The organism is Pantoea sp. S61, assembly GCF_016625145.1.
Taxonomy (GTDB): Bacteria; Pseudomonadota; Gammaproteobacteria; order Enterobacterales; family Enterobacteriaceae; genus Pantoea; species Pantoea rwandensis_B.
Genome location: NZ_JACVUO010000011.1, coordinates 110,077 through 125,710, shown reverse-complemented (window position 1 = coordinate 125,710; position 15,634 = coordinate 110,077). Strand labels below are relative to the sequence as shown.

General features: G+C 55.3%; 12 protein-coding genes. 4 read left to right on the top strand and 8 right to left on the bottom strand.

Annotation, left to right across the window (positions count from 1 at the left end; translation table 11 throughout):
• Positions 1-18 precede the first annotated feature (18 nt).
• The 3 genes from murP to gltP all read right to left on the bottom strand — a co-directional run bounded on the left by murP (position 19) and on the right by gltP (position 3,859).
• Positions 19-1,458, bottom strand: coding sequence for a PTS N-acetylmuramic acid transporter subunit IIBC (gene murP, locus IAE30_RS19505; protein ID WP_200680757.1), 1,440 nt, complete (start codon positions 1,456-1,458; stop codon positions 19-21).
• Positions 1,458-2,369, bottom strand: a complete 912-nt coding sequence (gene murQ / locus IAE30_RS19500; protein ID WP_038643599.1) for an N-acetylmuramic acid 6-phosphate etherase — start codon at positions 2,367-2,369, stop codon at positions 1,458-1,460. Before murQ ends, murP begins: the two co-directional genes overlap by 1 nt.
• Positions 2,370-2,557: 188 nt before the next feature.
• Positions 2,558-3,859 (bottom strand): glutamate/aspartate:proton symporter GltP, encoded by a 1,302-nt coding sequence (gene gltP / locus IAE30_RS19495; RefSeq protein WP_045815806.1) that lies wholly within the window; start codon positions 3,857-3,859, stop codon positions 2,558-2,560.
• A gap of 581 nt (positions 3,860-4,440) precedes the next feature.
• On the opposite strand from gltP, the gene acs reads away from it, so the two are divergent.
• The 3 genes from acs to IAE30_RS19480 all read left to right on the top strand — a co-directional run bounded on the left by acs (position 4,441) and on the right by IAE30_RS19480 (position 8,672).
• The gene (gene acs / locus IAE30_RS19490) at positions 4,441-6,396 is read left to right on the top strand and encodes an acetate--CoA ligase (RefSeq protein ID WP_200680755.1); all 1,956 of its coding nucleotides are present in this window, start codon (positions 4,441-4,443) and stop codon (positions 6,394-6,396) included.
• Positions 6,397-6,693: 297 nt separating this feature from the next.
• Positions 6,694-7,023, top strand: coding sequence for a DUF485 domain-containing protein (locus IAE30_RS19485; protein ID WP_045815804.1), 330 nt, complete (start codon positions 6,694-6,696; stop codon positions 7,021-7,023).
• Positions 7,020-8,672, top strand: a complete 1,653-nt coding sequence (locus IAE30_RS19480) for a cation acetate symporter (protein ID WP_200680753.1) — start codon at positions 7,020-7,022, stop codon at positions 8,670-8,672. Before IAE30_RS19485 ends, IAE30_RS19480 begins: the two co-directional genes overlap by 4 nt.
• Before the next feature lie 83 nt (positions 8,673-8,755).
• On the opposite strand, the gene IAE30_RS19475 is transcribed toward IAE30_RS19480, so the two are convergent.
• The 3 genes from IAE30_RS19475 to IAE30_RS19465 form a co-directional block, all read right to left on the bottom strand.
• Positions 8,756-9,301 carry a YfaZ family outer membrane protein gene (locus tag IAE30_RS19475; protein WP_034826879.1) on the bottom strand — a complete coding sequence of 182 codons (546 nt, stop codon included), beginning with the start codon at positions 9,299-9,301 and terminating at the stop codon, positions 8,756-8,758.
• A 120-nt stretch (positions 9,302-9,421) separates the two neighbouring features.
• On the bottom strand, positions 9,422-10,117 hold the full coding sequence (locus IAE30_RS19470; RefSeq protein WP_034826881.1) for an LrgB family protein: 696 nt from the start codon (positions 10,115-10,117) through the stop codon (positions 9,422-9,424).
• On the bottom strand, positions 10,110-10,535 hold the full coding sequence (locus tag IAE30_RS19465) for a CidA/LrgA family protein (protein WP_034826883.1): 426 nt from the start codon (positions 10,533-10,535) through the stop codon (positions 10,110-10,112). The genes IAE30_RS19470 and IAE30_RS19465 overlap by 8 nt, the downstream gene beginning before the upstream one ends.
• Before the next feature lie 104 nt (positions 10,536-10,639).
• Here IAE30_RS19465 and IAE30_RS19460 point away from each other — a divergent pair, with 104 nt between their 5' ends.
• Positions 10,640-11,542, top strand: a complete 903-nt coding sequence (locus tag IAE30_RS19460) for a LysR family transcriptional regulator (protein WP_200680751.1) — start codon at positions 10,640-10,642, stop codon at positions 11,540-11,542.
• Between the two features lie 362 nt (positions 11,543-11,904).
• Here the strand turns inward: IAE30_RS19460 and IAE30_RS19455 are convergent, their stop codons facing one another.
• Positions 11,905-13,554, bottom strand: coding sequence for a Na+/H+ antiporter (locus IAE30_RS19455; RefSeq protein WP_038643606.1), 1,650 nt, complete (start codon positions 13,552-13,554; stop codon positions 11,905-11,907).
• A gap of 139 nt (positions 13,555-13,693) precedes the next feature.
• Complete coding sequence (locus IAE30_RS19450) at positions 13,694-15,043, bottom strand: NCS2 family permease (protein WP_200538019.1); 1,350 nt, start codon at positions 15,041-15,043, stop codon at positions 13,694-13,696.
• Positions 15,044-15,634: the final 591 nt, after the last annotated feature.

Here is a 15,634-nt window from a genome sequence, read left to right as displayed (position 1 = left end):
CGGTGAACAGCGACGATGTCAGCTTAAATCGACGCCTTTGGTCCCGCCCCACCAGGTGAAGGCAAATCCGCCGACCCACGCGACAATTAACCCCGCGAGATAGACTGCCATACCGGCAAAGATCCCCTGTGAAGAGGTCATCAGCGGCAGCGTAACCAATCCGGAAGGCCCAAACACCGTATTCATCCCCACCGGCAGACCGAGCCAGGCCACCAAGCCAATGAAGAATCCACCCAACGCACCGCCACAACAGGCAGTAATAAATGGCTTCAGGCGCGGCAGCGTAACGCCATAAATTAAAGGTTCGCCCACGCCCAACAGGCCCGGCACGATTGCGCCTTTGATTTGCGTACGCAGCAGAGAATGCTTTTCGGCCTTGCACCACAGCGCCAATGACGCGCCCACCTGGCCTGCGCCCGCCATCGCCAGAATCGGGAATAGCGAGTTGAATCCCTGAGTTTCCATCAACGCGAAATAGACCGGGATAAAGCCCTGATGAATCCCGAACATCACCGCAATCAAAAACAGACCGGCCAAAATAGCGCAGCCAAAGGGATTGTTATTGAGATGAATAAACAACCACGACATGCCTTTAAATAACTCACCGCCAATCGGCATAATCACCATAAAGGTAATGGCACCGGTAATTAATAACGTGAGTAACGATGTCAAAATCATGTCGAGATTATCGGGGATAATTTTACGCAGTTGTTTCTCAATCCACGCACCGAATATCGCCGCCAATAATACGCCGATAATATTGCCGCGCGGGTCAATCGCCATGCCAAAGAAATCTGACATTCCGCTGTAATAACCCACCGTGGCTTTTGGCATATAACCCAGCACAAACAGCGAGGCGATAATGGCACCGTTCACTCCAGTGCCACCAAAGGCTTTCTGCGCGTTATAGCCAATCAGGATACTGAGGAAGGTAAACAGCCCCTTGCCGAACACTTTCGTGTAGGCCACGGTATCCAGCAGCCACTGCGCATGGTCGCCGGGCTGGTTGAGGTGGAAAATCTGCTCAATCAGCGTGGCAAATCCCAGCAGCAAACCGGCACCGATAAAACCGGGGATCAGGGGGGTGAAGATGGTGGCAAAACAGGAAAGAAAACGGTGCAGTGCGCTTGTTTGCTTCGCTTTCATCTGCTGCTTTTGAGCGGCGGCAAGGGTGCTGAGATCCTGCGGCTTTTCCGCTTCATCGTTATTCAGTAATCCCTGCATTTTCTCTGCGGCAGTTTGCGCTTTGCCGGGACCAAGAACGATTTGCAGTTGCGCATCGCTGTCGATCACCCCCAGTACGCCGGGCAGCGTTTTCAACCTGGCGTGATCCACCAGAGCGGCATCCGCGAGCGTGAGGCGCAGGCGCGTCATGCAGTTACCGCACTGCACGATGTTATGCGCGCCTCCTACCGCTTGCAGGATATCGCGCAGCAGTCCTTCGGTGATGGCGGCCATTATTGCGCTCCTGCGTCACGCAATGCGTTACGGATAAAGCCGCTGTTTTGCTTCAGCAGCGCTTTGGCTTCGTTGGCATCCAATCCTGCCAGCACCATCACAATGGCGGTTTTGCAGTGCCCATGACACGCGTTCAGCGCCTGCTGCGCGGTGGCTTCGTCGCAGTCAGTGGCCTGTTTCACGATATTGATTTGGCGCTGCACCAGCTTTTGGTTGGTGGCTTCAACATCGACCATCAGGTTGCCATACACCTTGCCACTGCGGATCATGGCACCAGTCGTCAGCATATTGAGCACCAGCTTTTGCGCTGTACCCGCTTTCATGCGCGAGGAACCGGTGACGACTTCTGGCCCCACCACCGGGGTGAGCGCCACATCGGCGGCTTGCGACATGGGGCTGTTGGGATTGCAAGTTAATGCCGCGCTGAAAGCACCCTGCTGTTTCGCATAGGCTAACGCGCCCAATACATAGGGCGTACGGCCACTGGCAGCAATCCCCACCAGTACATCATTAGCGTTGAAATCGATGTCCTTTAAATCCTGTGCGCCCTGTTCGACGTTATCTTCCGCGTTCTCCACCGCCTGCAAAATCGCGGTGTGGCCGCCAGCAATTAAACCGACGACCTGCGAGCGCGGCGTGCCGAAAGTTGGTGGACACTCACTGGCATCGAGAATACCGAGACGGCCCGACGTGCCCGCTCCGCAATAAATGAGGCGTCCGCCTTTGCTGAAGGCTGCGGTAATCGCATCCACCACCTGTGCGATCTGCGGCACAATTGCCTCCACCGCCAGCGCCACTTTTTTGTCTTCATCATTGATGACGCGCAGCATCGCTTCGGTGGATAGCTCATCAATGTTTTGGCTCGCCGGGTTACGGCCTTCGGTGATCATCTGGCTGAGGTCAATCTGCATCACGCACTCCTGTGAAAGAATAATTTATTCAAAAAACTATAACCCATTTTGAATTGTTAATTCCTGCCTGGCGGTCAAGTTTTTGTACTTTTTAATGAAGCAGACGAAAAAAACCCGCCAGATGGCGGGTTTAAGAAACAGAACGATGTCTGAGGTTCCGAAGTCGCCATTAAAGCGACCGTTATGCCTTAACTGGCTTTCTGCGTGCGCAGTTCCAGCTCGTAGGCTTCGGCTTGTTGGGTGTCGAACTGGTTTTCCCAGCGAGCAATGACCAGCACTGCCAGCGCATTACCGATCACGTTCAATGCGGTACGCGCCATATCCATGATGCGGTCCACACCGGCGATAAACGCCAGACCTTCCAGTGGAATGCCCACGCTGCCCAGCGTTGCCAGTAGCACCACGAAGGACACGCCCGGCACGCCAGCAATCCCTTTCGAGGTCACCATCAGCGTCAACACCAGAATGATTTCATCGGTCAGCGACAGATCGATTCCATAGAGCTGTGCGATAAAGATCGCCGCGATGCTCTGATACAGCGTTGAACCATCGAGATTGAATGAGTAACCGGTCGGCACCACGAAGCTGGTGATGGCTTTCGGCGCACCGTAGGCTTCCATCTTCTGCATAATGCGTGGCAGCACGGTTTCTGAACTGGAAGTGGAATAGGCCAGAATCAGCTCATCTTTCAGGATGCGCATCAGCGTGGTAATACGCAGTTTACACATGCGCGCGACCGTTCCCAGCACCACGAAGGCAAAGAACAGAATCGCCACGTACACCAGCAGCACCAGCTTGGCCAGCGGATAAAGCGAGGCAAAACCAAAGTTAGCGATAGTGACCGCAATCAGCGCGAACACGCCGACTGGCGCATAACGCATGATCATGTGCGTCACTTTAAACATGGTTTCAGACACGGAACGGAACACGGTCACCAGCGGATCACGATGTTCTGAAGGCAGCGCTGACAAGCCCATACCAAACAGCACCGAGAAGAAGATGATTGGCAGCATATCGCCCTTCACCAGCGATGCGAAAATGTTCTGCGGGATCAGCGACAGAATGGTGGTCACCAGACCGTGAGGGGCACCCTGCACCGCTTCCGTAGTGGCTTCGTATTTAGAGATGTCCACCGTTACCAGCGTCGACATATCAATGCCACTACCGGGCTGGAATACGTTGGCCAGCGTAATGCCGACCACAATGGCAATGGTGGTGATCACTTCAAAATAGACGATGGTTTTGACACCAATACGTCCCAGCTTTTTCGCATCGCCGACGCCAGCAATGCCGACGATCAGAGATGAAATCACAATCGGCACCACAATCATCTTGATCAGATGAATAAAGATGTCGCCTGCAGGGGTAAGAATGTTAGTGATTAACCATTCACGATCGTCTGGCTGATTATGCAGCACGGTCCCGACGATAACGCCGAGAATCAGGGCAATTAAAATTTGCCAGGCAAGGGTGAGCTTAAAACCTTTCATAACGCGTTATTTTCCTCAGTAAAAACCCCTTTGCTCCGCTGCGAAGGTGCAGGAGACATGACACACAGGGAAGTGAGCAAAAGCCCGATAAAATAGAGGGTTATAGTGGACTGCATCAAACACGACTGCGTAAGCATTTTGCGCCTGCGCGATGATGTAGCCTGAGTAGATACCTGCTGAACAGGGCCGAGATAAGTACCATTTTCACTACGGTAATTGCAAGCCCTGGGGGGTTAGCTTAAATCCTGCGCAGGTTAGTAGCATAAAATGCTGACATTTACGTTTAGTCATAACTCGCTGTTATGAAAAGTGTTAATTCGATAATTTTCCGCATAGCTATTCAATATCGGGCAAAAAACCGCCTGGCGCGTTTGCTGATTATTTAACCAGCGACAACGTCTGATTCCGCGAAAAACCTCAGATTGGGTCTCATTGGTTTCGGTGATGAACAGTATGAATTCGGGCGCTTTTCAGGCATACAAAAGGTCGTGATCCAGACTACAAAACAGAAACAAAGCCCAGTCACGCACTTCAATTAACCTTTGATTGACATATGATTAACATCTTCAAGGAGGTCAGCCATGAGCCAAATACATAAGCATCCTGTACCCGCTGCCGTCGCAGCGAATGCCCTGATTAATGCCGACCAGTATGCGGCGCTGTATCAACAATCGGTTGACGATCCCGACGCCTTTTGGGGTGAGCAAGGTAAAATCCTCGACTGGATCAAGCCTTACAGCAAGGTGAAAAACACCTCCTTTGCCCCCGGCAATATTTCGATTCGCTGGTATGAAGACGGTGCGCTGAATCTCGCCGCCAACTGCCTTGACCGTCATTTGCAGACGCGGGGCGATCACCCGGCGATTATCTGGGAAGGCGATGACGCCAGCGAAAGTAAAACCATTACGTTCCATGAACTGCATAGCGACGTGTGCCGCTTTGCCAACGTGCTGCTGAGCCTCGGCGTGAAGAAAGGCGATGTCGTCGCCATCTATATGCCGATGGTGCCGGAAGCAGCCGTGGCGATGCTGGCCTGTGCGCGTATTGGCGCAGTGCACTCCGTCATTTTCGGCGGTTTCTCACCGGAAGCGGTGGCCGGTCGCGTCGTGGATTCCAACGCTAAACTGGTGATCACCGCAGATGAAGGGGTGCGCGCCGGACGCAGCATTCCGCTGAAGAAAAACGTCGATGATGCACTGAATAACCCGAGCGTCACCAGCGTGAAAAACGTGGTGGTGTTCAAGCGCACCGGTAAAGACACCGGCTGGCGCGAAGGCCGCGATCTTTGGTGGCACGAGTTGGTGGCGAAGGCCAGCGATCAGCACGAACCGGTCGCGGTTGAAGCCGAGCATCCACTGTTTATCCTTTATACCTCCGGCTCCACCGGCAAACCGAAAGGCGTGCTGCACACCACCGGCGGTTATCTGGTGTATGCCGCCAGCACCTTCAAATATGTGTTTGATTACCATCCGGATGATGTCTACTGGTGCACCGCCGATGTGGGCTGGATCACCGGACACAGCTATCTGATTTACGGCCCACTGGCCTGCGGTGCCACCACCCTGATGTTCGAAGGCGTGCCGAACTGGCCGAAGCCGAGCCGAATGGCAGAAGTGGTCGATAAGCATAAGGTGACGCTGTTGTATACCGCGCCAACCGCCATCCGCGCCCTGATGGCCGAAGGCGACAAGGCCATTGAAGGTACCCGCCGCAGCAGCCTGCGCATCATGGGATCTGTCGGCGAGCCAATCAACCCGGAAGCCTGGGAGTGGTATTACAAAAAGATTGGCGACAGCCGCTGCCCGATTGTGGATACCTGGTGGCAGACCGAAACCGGTGGTTTCATGATTACGCCGCTGCCAGGCGCGATTGAGCTAAAAGCCGGATCGGCGACCAAGCCGTTCTTTGGCGTGCAGCCCGCATTGGTGGATAACGAAGGCAATGCGCTGGAAGGGGCGACCGAAGGCAACCTGGTGATCAACGATTCGTGGCCAGGCCAGGCGCGTACGCTGTTCGGCGATCATGACCGCTTCGAGCAAACCTACTTCTCCACCTTCAAAAACCGCTATTTCAGCGGTGACGGCGCACGCCGTGATGAAGATGGCTACTACTGGATTACCGGCCGCGTCGATGACGTGTTGAACGTCTCGGGCCATCGCCTCGGCACCGCAGAGATTGAATCGGCGCTGGTGTCGCATCCGAAGATTGCGGAAGCGGCCGTTGTGGGGATTCCTCACAGCATTAAAGGCCAGGCAATCTATGCTTATATCACGCTGAACCACGGCGAAGAGCCATCGCCAGAGTTGTATACCGAAGTGCGCAACTGGGTACGTAAAGAGATCGGCCCGATTGCCACGCCGGATGTGCTGCACTGGACCGACTCGCTGCCAAAAACCCGCTCCGGCAAGATTATGCGTCGTATTCTGCGCAAAATCGCGGCGGGCGATACCAGTAATCTCGGCGATACCTCTACCCTGGCCGATCCGGGCGTGGTAGAGAAATTGCTGGAGGAGAAGCAGTCCATCACCATGCCGTAATCGGCATCGACGCGACGGAGAGTGTCAGCTTGTTCACGGCAGGCTACTTTCCGTCATCCCCACCTTACGCCGTACGCTTTTCACCATCGCATAACCTATACCCAAAATAATTTGAGCTGCAGGAAGGCGGCAAGAATGAGAATTCCAGGAGCTTACTGAAGTAAGTGACTGGGATGAACATACGCGGCCAACGCACCTGCTGCTCGAAAGATGAAGGGTATATATAACTAGAATATTCAGCAGTTTAAATCATTTAATCGTGAGATATCTGCCTGCCTTTCCTCTGGAGAAACTGTGATGAACGAAGCCCTAAATCAACAGGAAGCAGTCTGGCAACAAATCGAGAGTAACCCGCGTTTTCAGGAACTGGTGCACAAGCGCCAGGCCTTTGCGCTATTGCTCAGTATCATCATGCTGGTGTTGTACGTCGGCTTTATCTTGCTGATTGCCTTTGCCCCTGGCTGGCTCGGTACGCCGCTGCATGAAGGCACCAATGTCACACGCGGCATACCCATCGGCGTTGGCCTCATTGTGGTGTCGTTTCTGCTCACTGGCGTCTATGTCTGGCGCGCTAACGGCGAGTTTGATCGCCTGACCAAACAGATCCTGAGCGAGGTGAAATCATGAAGCGCCTGTTCTCAGCCTTGTTAGCGGTAGTGCCCGCCAGCGTGTTTGCCGCCGACGCCATTACCGGCGCGGTGCAAAAACAGGCCACCAACTTCGAAGCCATCATAATGTTTGTGGTGTTTGTGGCGGCGACGCTCGGCATCACCTATTGGGCCTCCAAACGCACCCGTTCACGTAGCGATTACTACACGGCGGGCGGCAATATTACCGGCTTCCAGAACGGTCTGGCGATGGCGGGAGACTTTATGTCTGCGGCCTCGTTCCTCGGTATCTCGGCGCTGGTTTACACCTCGGGCTACGATGGGTTGATCTACTCGCTCGGCTTCCTGGTGGGCTGGCCGATGATTCTGTTCCTCATTGCGGAGCGCTTACGTAACCTCGGGCGCTATACCTTTGCCGATGTGGCGTCATATCGCCTGCAGCAAAAACCGATTCGTACCCTGTCGGCCTGTGGCTCGCTTGTCGTTGTGGCGCTGTATTTGATTGCGCAAATGGTGGGTGCGGGCAAACTCATCCAGCTACTGTTTGGCCTCGATTATCATATCGCCGTGGTACTGGTGGGGATTTTGATGGTGATGTATGTGCTGTTTGGCGGCATGTTAGCCACCACATGGGTACAGATCATCAAAGCCGTGCTGCTGCTGTTTGGGGCCAGCTTTATGGCAATTATGGTCATGAAAGCCACCGGCTTCAGCTTCAACACGCTGTTTACCGAAGCGATGGCAGTCCATCCGAAAGGTGCTGCGATCATGCAACCGGGCGGTCTGGTGAAAGATCCGATATCGGCACTCTCTCTTGGCCTTGGATTGATGTTCGGCACCGCGGGCTTACCGCATATTCTGATGCGCTTCTTTACCGTGGCGGATGCACGTGAAGCGCGTAAGAGCGTGTTCTGGGCCACCGGCTTTATGGGCTATTTCTACTTCCTCACCTTTATCATTGGTTTTGGCGCGATTCTGCTGGTCGGCGCAAATCCAGCCTTCAAAGATGCTTCTGGCGCTCTGATTGGTGGCACCAATATGGCGGCGGTGCATCTGGCGAATGCGGTCGGCGGCAGCCTGTTCCTTGGCTTTATCTCGGCGGTGGCTTTCGCCACCATTCTGGCGGTGGTTGCCGGACTGACGCTGGCCGGGGCTTCTGCGGTATCACATGACCTGTATGCCAGCGTGATCCGTAAAGGTCAGGCGACCGAACGTGATGAGCTGCGCGTCTCGAAAATTACCGTGCTAATTCTGGGTGTGGTGGCGATTGTGCTGGGTATCGCGTTTGAGAAACAGAACATCGCCTTTATGGTCGGTCTGGCGTTCTCGATTGCGGCCAGCTGTAACTTCCCGATTATTTTGCTCTCAATGTACTGGTCGAAGCTGACCACGCGCGGCGCGATGATTGGCGGCTGGCTGGGATTGATTACGGCGGTGGTGTTGATGATCCTCGGGCCGACTATCTGGGTGCAGGTGTTGGGGCATGCCACGCCGGTCTATCCGTATGAGTATCCGGCGCTGTTCTCAATGGCGGCGGCGTTTATCGGTACCTGGCTGTTCTCGATTACCGATCACTCCAGACAGGGTGCTGAAGAGCGGGCTAAATTCCGCGGTCAGTTTATTCGTTCACAAACTGGCGTAGGGATTTCGCAGGGTAAAGCGCACTAAACAAAAAATGCCGCCCAAATGGGCGGCATTCCTTATACGTAATAATGAATCCGCTGCGCCATCAGGTGCATCGGATGTCATCATCAGAAACGCAGTGACGCACCCACATACGGGCCATCGACCAGCACGTTGTCTTTGCGGTCGCCTTTGTTGTTCAGCTCGATGTACTGATAACCCACACGCAGGTTGAGCAGTGAGATCGGCGTGAAGCTCAGGCCACCAGACGCTTCTTTATAGCTGTCCAGACGATCGGAGAACGCTTCTGGCGCATAGTAGTATTCGCCGTACAGGCCCCACATGCTGTTGAAGTTATATTGCGCACCAGCACCAACGGCCACAGTGAAGCCATCACGACCATCTTCTGGGTGGGTAAACAGCGCTTTGGCGGTAGGGGCAATGCGGAAGTCGCCAAAATCGATGTTGTAGCCCGCGCCCAGACCGTAGGTGCTGCCATCGTGATCGCTACGCAGCCAGTTGCCTTTCAGGAACAGGCCAGGAGAGGTGGTGCCGAGGCCAAGGTTCAGGTTGGTGCTATGCTCACCCACGTCAACACTGCCCTCAATCGCCTGCGCGCCGCTGCTCAGCAGTGCCAGACCCAATACGCTTCCAGTAACAAGTTGCTTAAACATATGATTCCACTCCATGAAGGACAAATAAGTCGGCGCAAAGGGTAACAGCCTGGCAGCAGGAGACAACTTTATTTGGAAACCTTTACGTAAAAATCGATGACAGTGCGCAAAAAGCGACCATCAGGCCGCCCACAACAAGTGGCTCAATAGGGGGGCTAAAATCACCGTCACCACGCCTGACAGCATCATCACCAGGCTCGATACCACGCCCTCTTGCTGACCTAATTGATAAGCGCGAGCCGTGCCCGCACCGTGTGAAGCGGCACCAAAACCCGCGCCTTTTGCCACGCCCTGCTTGATGGCAATCCGCAGAAACAGCACATCGCCCACCGCCATGCCAAACACCCCGGTGATCACCACAAACAGCGCCACCAAATCCGGCTGACCGCCAATCGGCAGCGCGGCTGCGAGGGCAAACGGCGTGGTAATCGAACGCACTGCGAGGCTGCGCTGGATGGTTTCCGGCAGCATCAGCAGTCGCGCCAGCCATACCGAACTGCACACCGCCACCAGCGTGGCGGTTAACACGCCGACACTCAACGACAGCCAGTGGCGCTTGATGATCTCCAGGTTTTCATACACCGGCACGGCAAACGCCAGCGTTGCCGGGCCCAGCAGCCAGATCAGCCAATGACTCTCGGCAATGTAATCTTTCCAACTGACGTGCGTCAGTAATAGCAGCGCCACCAGCACCACCGGCGTCATCACCAGTGGCATCAGCAACAGTGTTTGTTTGCGACGATAAAGGCGTTTATTGACGTAATAGACCAGCAGCGTGAGAGCCAGACACAGCAGACTAATGATGAAATCAGCCATGATGTGCCTGCTTACGCGCCGCACGCGCCAGTTCGAAGCGGTACAGACGATCCACCACCAGCGAGGTCGCCGCCAGCACTAACAAAGTACTGACCGCAATCACCACACAGATACGCCAGCCTTCACTGCGCAGCAAATCGCTATAATTGACCACCGCCACCACCGCAGGAATAAAGAACAGCAGCATTTCTGCCAGCAGCCAGTTGGCCCCGGCTTTCACCCAACGCAGCGGCACCACGCGCGTCATGATCAATAGCAACAGCAGCACCATTCCCACCACATTGGCGGGCAGCGGCAAATGCAGCCAGCTCACCAGTTTGTCACTGGCCATAAACAGGCCGATATACAGCACCAACTGCAATGGCACAAAAACACGTTGCAGGATGTCCGTTCTGCGCGGACTCAATGCAAGCGCCATTTTCTTTCTCCCCAGAATTAAATGTTGGGCTTAGTATAAATCCGCGCCAAACTGTGAAAGAAATGAATTAAAATTATTCAAACTATGCCAAAAAGGAATGCTTGATGGACGTCCGCGCCCTACGCTATTTCACCGAGGTGGTACGCCAGCAAAGTTTCACCCGTGCCGCTGAGAAGCTGTTTGTCACGCAGCCTACCATCAGCAAAATGCTGCGCCAGTTAGAGGAAGAACTCGGCTGCACGCTGCTGCTGCGTGAGGGACGCAAGCTGCATCTCACCGACAGCGGTCAGGCGGTGTATCAGCGCGGGCTGGCGATTCTGCAGGAGTTTCATCAACTGGAAGCGCAGATTGGCGATATCAATGAATTGAAAACCGGTGAACTGCGGCTGGGCATCCCGCCGATGGTCGGGATGCAGATCGCCGGTTCGATCTCCGCGTTTCGCCGCCGCTATCCGGGTGTGCAATTGAAGATTGTCGAATCCGGCGGCTTAACCGTGCAGCAGGCCGTGCTGAACGGCGGACTGGATATTGCGCTCACCGCGCTGCCTGTTGATGCCGATTTGCCGCTAAATACACTGGAACTGATGCGTCATCCTTTGTGCGTGCTGCTGCCGCGCAGCGCGCAGTGGCTCAATCGCAGCAGCCTGGGTCTCAAGGAACTGGCGGCTCATCCACTGCTGATCCTGAATGAAGAGTTCTCGCTTAATCGTCAGTTGATGAAAGCATTTCAGCGTCAGGGGCTGACGCCGGAGATTGCGGTGCGCAGCGCGCAGTGGGATTTCCTGGCAGCAATGGTACAAGCCGAAATGGGACTGGCAATTTTACCCGAGCCGATTTGCCAGCGGCTGGATAAGCAATCGCTGCTGTGGCTGCCTCTGGAATCGGAGTTGCAGTGGAGCCTGGGCTTGATCTGGCGTGAAGGCAGCTATCTGTCGCGCAGTGCGCAGGCGTGGATCGAGTGCTGCCGCGAGCATTGGCCGGACGCGCCGCCACGGTTGTCGGTGTAGCAATCCCGGAGCACATTAAAATTCCCCATAGAGGCGCAATGATTGTCAGCAAAGCTGACGGATGATAACGCAGTCTGGTGTCGTTCAGGGGCTGGCTGCTCTGAAGCTTCAGTGCGTGTTGTTAAAAAGTGCAGGATAGTAGAGGCCAGGGCGCCTCTGCTGCTGCAAGGGCTATCCGCAGCGCTGAGGCTTTTACGTTGGGCCAGGAGCCTGGCGCAGGGAGGCGACTGGCATTTCGGGTTGGCCAAGGCGGCCTTACCCGAACAGTCCTTCGGCACGACGTGGAAGCCGAAGGTAACGCGTCAGCGGCGCGAGGAAGGCCCGGCAGCAGCAACGGTGCTCAGGCCCGCACGCCGCCTGCGTTACTCCTCTTTCTCGATCAGCAACGCTTCCAGCAAATCGAGATCGCGCAGCAGTTTCTGCATTGTCTCATTCGAAATCTCTTGAGTAGCACGCAGATGGTAAACCTCGGCACGTTCAGCACGCAGCGCAGTCAGGCGGAAGCGACGCTCAAGGTTTTCGGCAAACAACGCCTGATCAACCTCGTCTTTACCCACCACGCGACGGCGCAGATTGCCGATCACGCGTAAGCTCACCTCTTTTAACAGCTCAGGATCGATATTCTCTTCGGTATCGTTCTCCAGTCGCTGCTCCATCTTGTGCAAGCTCTCGATCGCCACATTGGCCATCGCCGCACGCGCATGCTGCACTTCCCGCCGGTGCCCGGACTTGTCATGGCTTTCCATACCGCGCAGCAGTATCGGCAACAGAATCACCCCGACAAATAGCGAGAACAGAATCACGCCGGTGGCGATAAACACCAGTTCATAACGCGCCGGGAACGGTTCGCCATTGCTGAGGAACAGCGGAATCGACAGCACACCGGCCAGCGTAATTGCACCGCGCACACCGGCAAAAGAAGCGATGAGCAACTCACGGAAAGAGTAGTTGGAGAACTCCAGCGGTTTCTTTTTCAGAAAGCGCAGGCTGGCACGTTGCATCATCCACAGCCAGCCAAAGCGCACAATCATCAAGGCGACATACACCAGCGCAACATCGGTGAACAACATCCACAGCTCAACGTTAGGATCGGCATTGGCCTGCGCGACGGAGGTTTCCAGAATGTCCGGCAGTTGCAGGCCCAGCATCAGGAACACCATGCCGTTAAAGACGAACTCCAGCATCTGCCACACGCTATTCGCACGTAAACGCATCGCCAGCGGTGCCTGACGGATAATGCCAGAGCGCGTGATGGTCATACCCGCCGCAACTGCCGCGAGGATACCTGACACGCCCAGATGCTCAGCAATCAGATAAGAGGCGAAAGGCAGCAGCAGCAACAGCACAGTTTGCGTCGCCGGATCGTCACCGCTCCAGCGGCTCAGCAGACGCAACGAGCGGCCATACAGCCAGCATACCGCCACGCCAGCGACCAGACCGCCGACCGCCACTTTGAGGAACTCCACGCTGGCACCACCCCAGGTAAACACCATGGTGCCCATCGCCACCGCGACCGCAAACTTCAATGAAACCAGGCCAGATGCGTCGTTCATCAGGGCTTCACCCTGCACAATCGACATGATCTTTTTCGGGATACGCCCTTCCCCGACGATGCCGGAAAGCGCCACGGCATCGGTAGGTGACAGCACCGCAGCGAGCGCGAAGGCAGGGATCAGTGGAATACCCGGCACCAGCCAGTAAATCAGATAACCAATTCCGACCACGGTAATCAGCACCAGCACCAGCGCCAGGCCCATGATCTCGCGTCCGTGGTGCAAGAATTCGTTAATCGGCGTTTTCCAGCCATCGGCAAACAGCAGCGGCGGAATGAACAGCACGAGGAACAGTTCGGGGTCAAAATCGACATGCAAGCCAAAGCTCGGCACGGCCAGCAATGCACCAGCGGCAATCTGCACCAACGGCAGGGGAATTTGGAACGGCAATATGCGCGCTGCCACGCCGGAGAGTGATACCACCAGCGTCATAATGAGAATGGTAAAGAAGATTTCCATGCTTTCCTTAGGCGAATCGTATTTATTCAAGCGATGTTGTTGCGAAGGAAAGTGTAAAACAAAACGCCGCCCGAAGGGGCAACCCTGCGTGCGGCGTGGACCAGAAAGAGACTTATCTGGAAATCAGTGGTTATAAAAGTTAAATAGCCCAGCCACCGGCATAGAAAGTCACCAGCGCAATCGCAATCACTACGGTCCCGACATTCAGTTTGCGCCACTCACCCGCAAACACCCGACCGATCACCAACGAACCAAAGCCCAGCATAATGCCGGTCACGATATTACACGTCAGGACGATGAACACCGCAGTGACCAAACCCGACATCGCATCGACAAAGTCATTGAAGTCAATCTTCGCCACGTTGCTCAGCATCAGCAGGCCAACGTACATCAACGCTGGTGCCGTCGCGTAGGCCGGAACCAGATAGGCCAGCGGAGACATAAACAAAATCAACAGGAACAACAGACCGACGACAATCGCCGTCAGTCCGGTTTTGCCGCCTGCGGCTGTGCCCGCAGCCGATTCGATATACACCGCCGCAGGCGAAGCGCCGACCAAACCGGCGAACAGGCTGCTGACGGAGTCGGTGGTCAACGCGCGACCGCCGTTAATGATCTGACCGTCTTTATCCAGCAGATTCGCCTGGCCCGCCACGGCACGGATGGTGCCGGTGGCATCAAATACCGCGGTCATCACCAGCGCCAGAACGCTTGGTAAAACCACTGGCTGCAACGCGCCCATAATATCAAGGCTGAACATAGCCGATTGGCCGTTGGCATCCTTCAGGCTCGGCATAGCGAACAGCCCCTGATAGGTCACCGCCGGATCAAAGATCAGACCCACCACTGAAATCGCTACGATGGTCAGCAAAATCCCGCCTGGCACACGACGTTTTTCCAGACCAAAGATGGCCGCCAGCCCGATCAGCGCCATAATCACCGGGAACGAGGTGAAGTGGCCGAGTGCCACCGGCAAGCCCGGCGCAGGGTTCTTCACAACCAGGCCAATGCCATCGGCCGCAATCAGCAGCAGGAACAGGCCAATACCCACTCCCGTGCCGTGCGCCACGCCCATCGGCAGGTTACGCAAAATCCAGGCGCGAATCCCGGTGACCGAAATCAACGTGAACAGCAAGCCCATCAGGAATACCGCGCCAAGGGCAACCGGGACGCTAATGTGCTGGCCCAGCACCAGGCTAAACGCGGTGAAGGCGGTCAGGGAAATCGCACAGCCGATCGCCATGGGCAGGTTGGCCCACAATCCCATGATGATCGAACCAAAGCTGGCGACCAGGCAGGTCGCTACAAACACGGCAGTCGGCGAGAAGCCGGCTTTACCCAGCATACCCGGAACGACAATGACGGAGTAAACCATGGCTAAAAAGGTGGTTAGCCCCGCCAAAATTTCCTGACGCACGCTGCTGCCGCGTGCCGAGATGTTAAACCAGGTGTCCAGTTTTCCACTGGCCGGGCGTGAATCGCCAGACATAGTAAATCCTCTGCGTTTTTTAAGATGTAATGAGCCCCACGGCCCGCGTTTGCGCATCATCCTGGTGAAGGTATCTCAGTGAGAAAAGAGGCAAACGTTTACGTAGCCGCGTATTCCAGGTCGTAAAAGGGGACACGGAAAAAGGCAAACGATTATCTGGCGTTTGCTATGGGGTTTTCAACTACTAATCGATTATCAGGCAGGATAAAGCGCAGACTGATGCGGATTAACAATGTGGTTACACTGCTTTAGGCGAAATTTAAGAGAGTGGAACTGGCTGGAAAATATCGATATTTTTCATTTATCGCATAATTGTCTCTATCCAGCTGCACAGGGGGTAAGAAGTGGCCGCCCTTTGAAGCGATGACCAAGTTGAAGCGCAGAAAAGCGTCCGCGAGACGAATGGATGGATGGAAAATCGTGGCCTGTGCTATTTATCGCATAGTTATCTCTATCCAGCCGCACAAGGGGTAAGAAGTGGCCGCCCTTTGAAGCGATGATCAACTTGAGGCCCAGCAAAGGCCCGCCCGAAGAGCAAAGCGTCCGCGCCATGGACGGCGCGGCCGATCTGCATGGATGCGTTATTCCTTT

What these genes read in the sequence shown, in the direction of transcription:
- murP (WP_200680757.1), bottom strand. Translation starts at nt 1,458, where the DNA reads ATGGCCGCCATCACCGAAGGACTGCTGCGCGATATCCTGCAAGCGGTA.
- IAE30_RS19480 (WP_200680753.1), top strand. Translation starts at nt 7,020, where the DNA reads ATGAAGCGCCTGTTCTCAGCCTTGTTAGCGGTAGTGCCCGCCAGCGTG.
- gltP (WP_045815806.1), bottom strand. Translation starts at nt 3,859, where the DNA reads ATGAAAGGTTTTAAGCTCACCCTTGCCTGGCAAATTTTAATTGCCCTG.
- IAE30_RS19465 (WP_034826883.1), bottom strand. Translation starts at nt 10,535, where the DNA reads ATGGCGCTTGCATTGAGTCCGCGCAGAACGGACATCCTGCAACGTGTT.
- IAE30_RS19460 (WP_200680751.1), top strand. Translation starts at nt 10,640, where the DNA reads ATGGACGTCCGCGCCCTACGCTATTTCACCGAGGTGGTACGCCAGCAA.
- IAE30_RS19450 (WP_200538019.1), bottom strand. Translation starts at nt 15,043, where the DNA reads ATGTCTGGCGATTCACGCCCGGCCAGTGGAAAACTGGACACCTGGTTT.
- IAE30_RS19485 (WP_045815804.1), top strand. Translation starts at nt 6,694, where the DNA reads ATGAACGAAGCCCTAAATCAACAGGAAGCAGTCTGGCAACAAATCGAG.
- IAE30_RS19455 (WP_038643606.1), bottom strand. Translation starts at nt 13,554, where the DNA reads ATGGAAATCTTCTTTACCATTCTCATTATGACGCTGGTGGTATCACTC.
- IAE30_RS19475 (WP_034826879.1), bottom strand. Translation starts at nt 9,301, where the DNA reads ATGTTTAAGCAACTTGTTACTGGAAGCGTATTGGGTCTGGCACTGCTG.
- acs (WP_200680755.1), top strand. Translation starts at nt 4,441, where the DNA reads ATGAGCCAAATACATAAGCATCCTGTACCCGCTGCCGTCGCAGCGAAT.
- IAE30_RS19470 (WP_034826881.1), bottom strand. Translation starts at nt 10,117, where the DNA reads ATGGCTGATTTCATCATTAGTCTGCTGTGTCTGGCTCTCACGCTGCTG.
- murQ (WP_038643599.1), bottom strand. Translation starts at nt 2,369, where the DNA reads ATGCAGATTGACCTCAGCCAGATGATCACCGAAGGCCGTAACCCGGCG.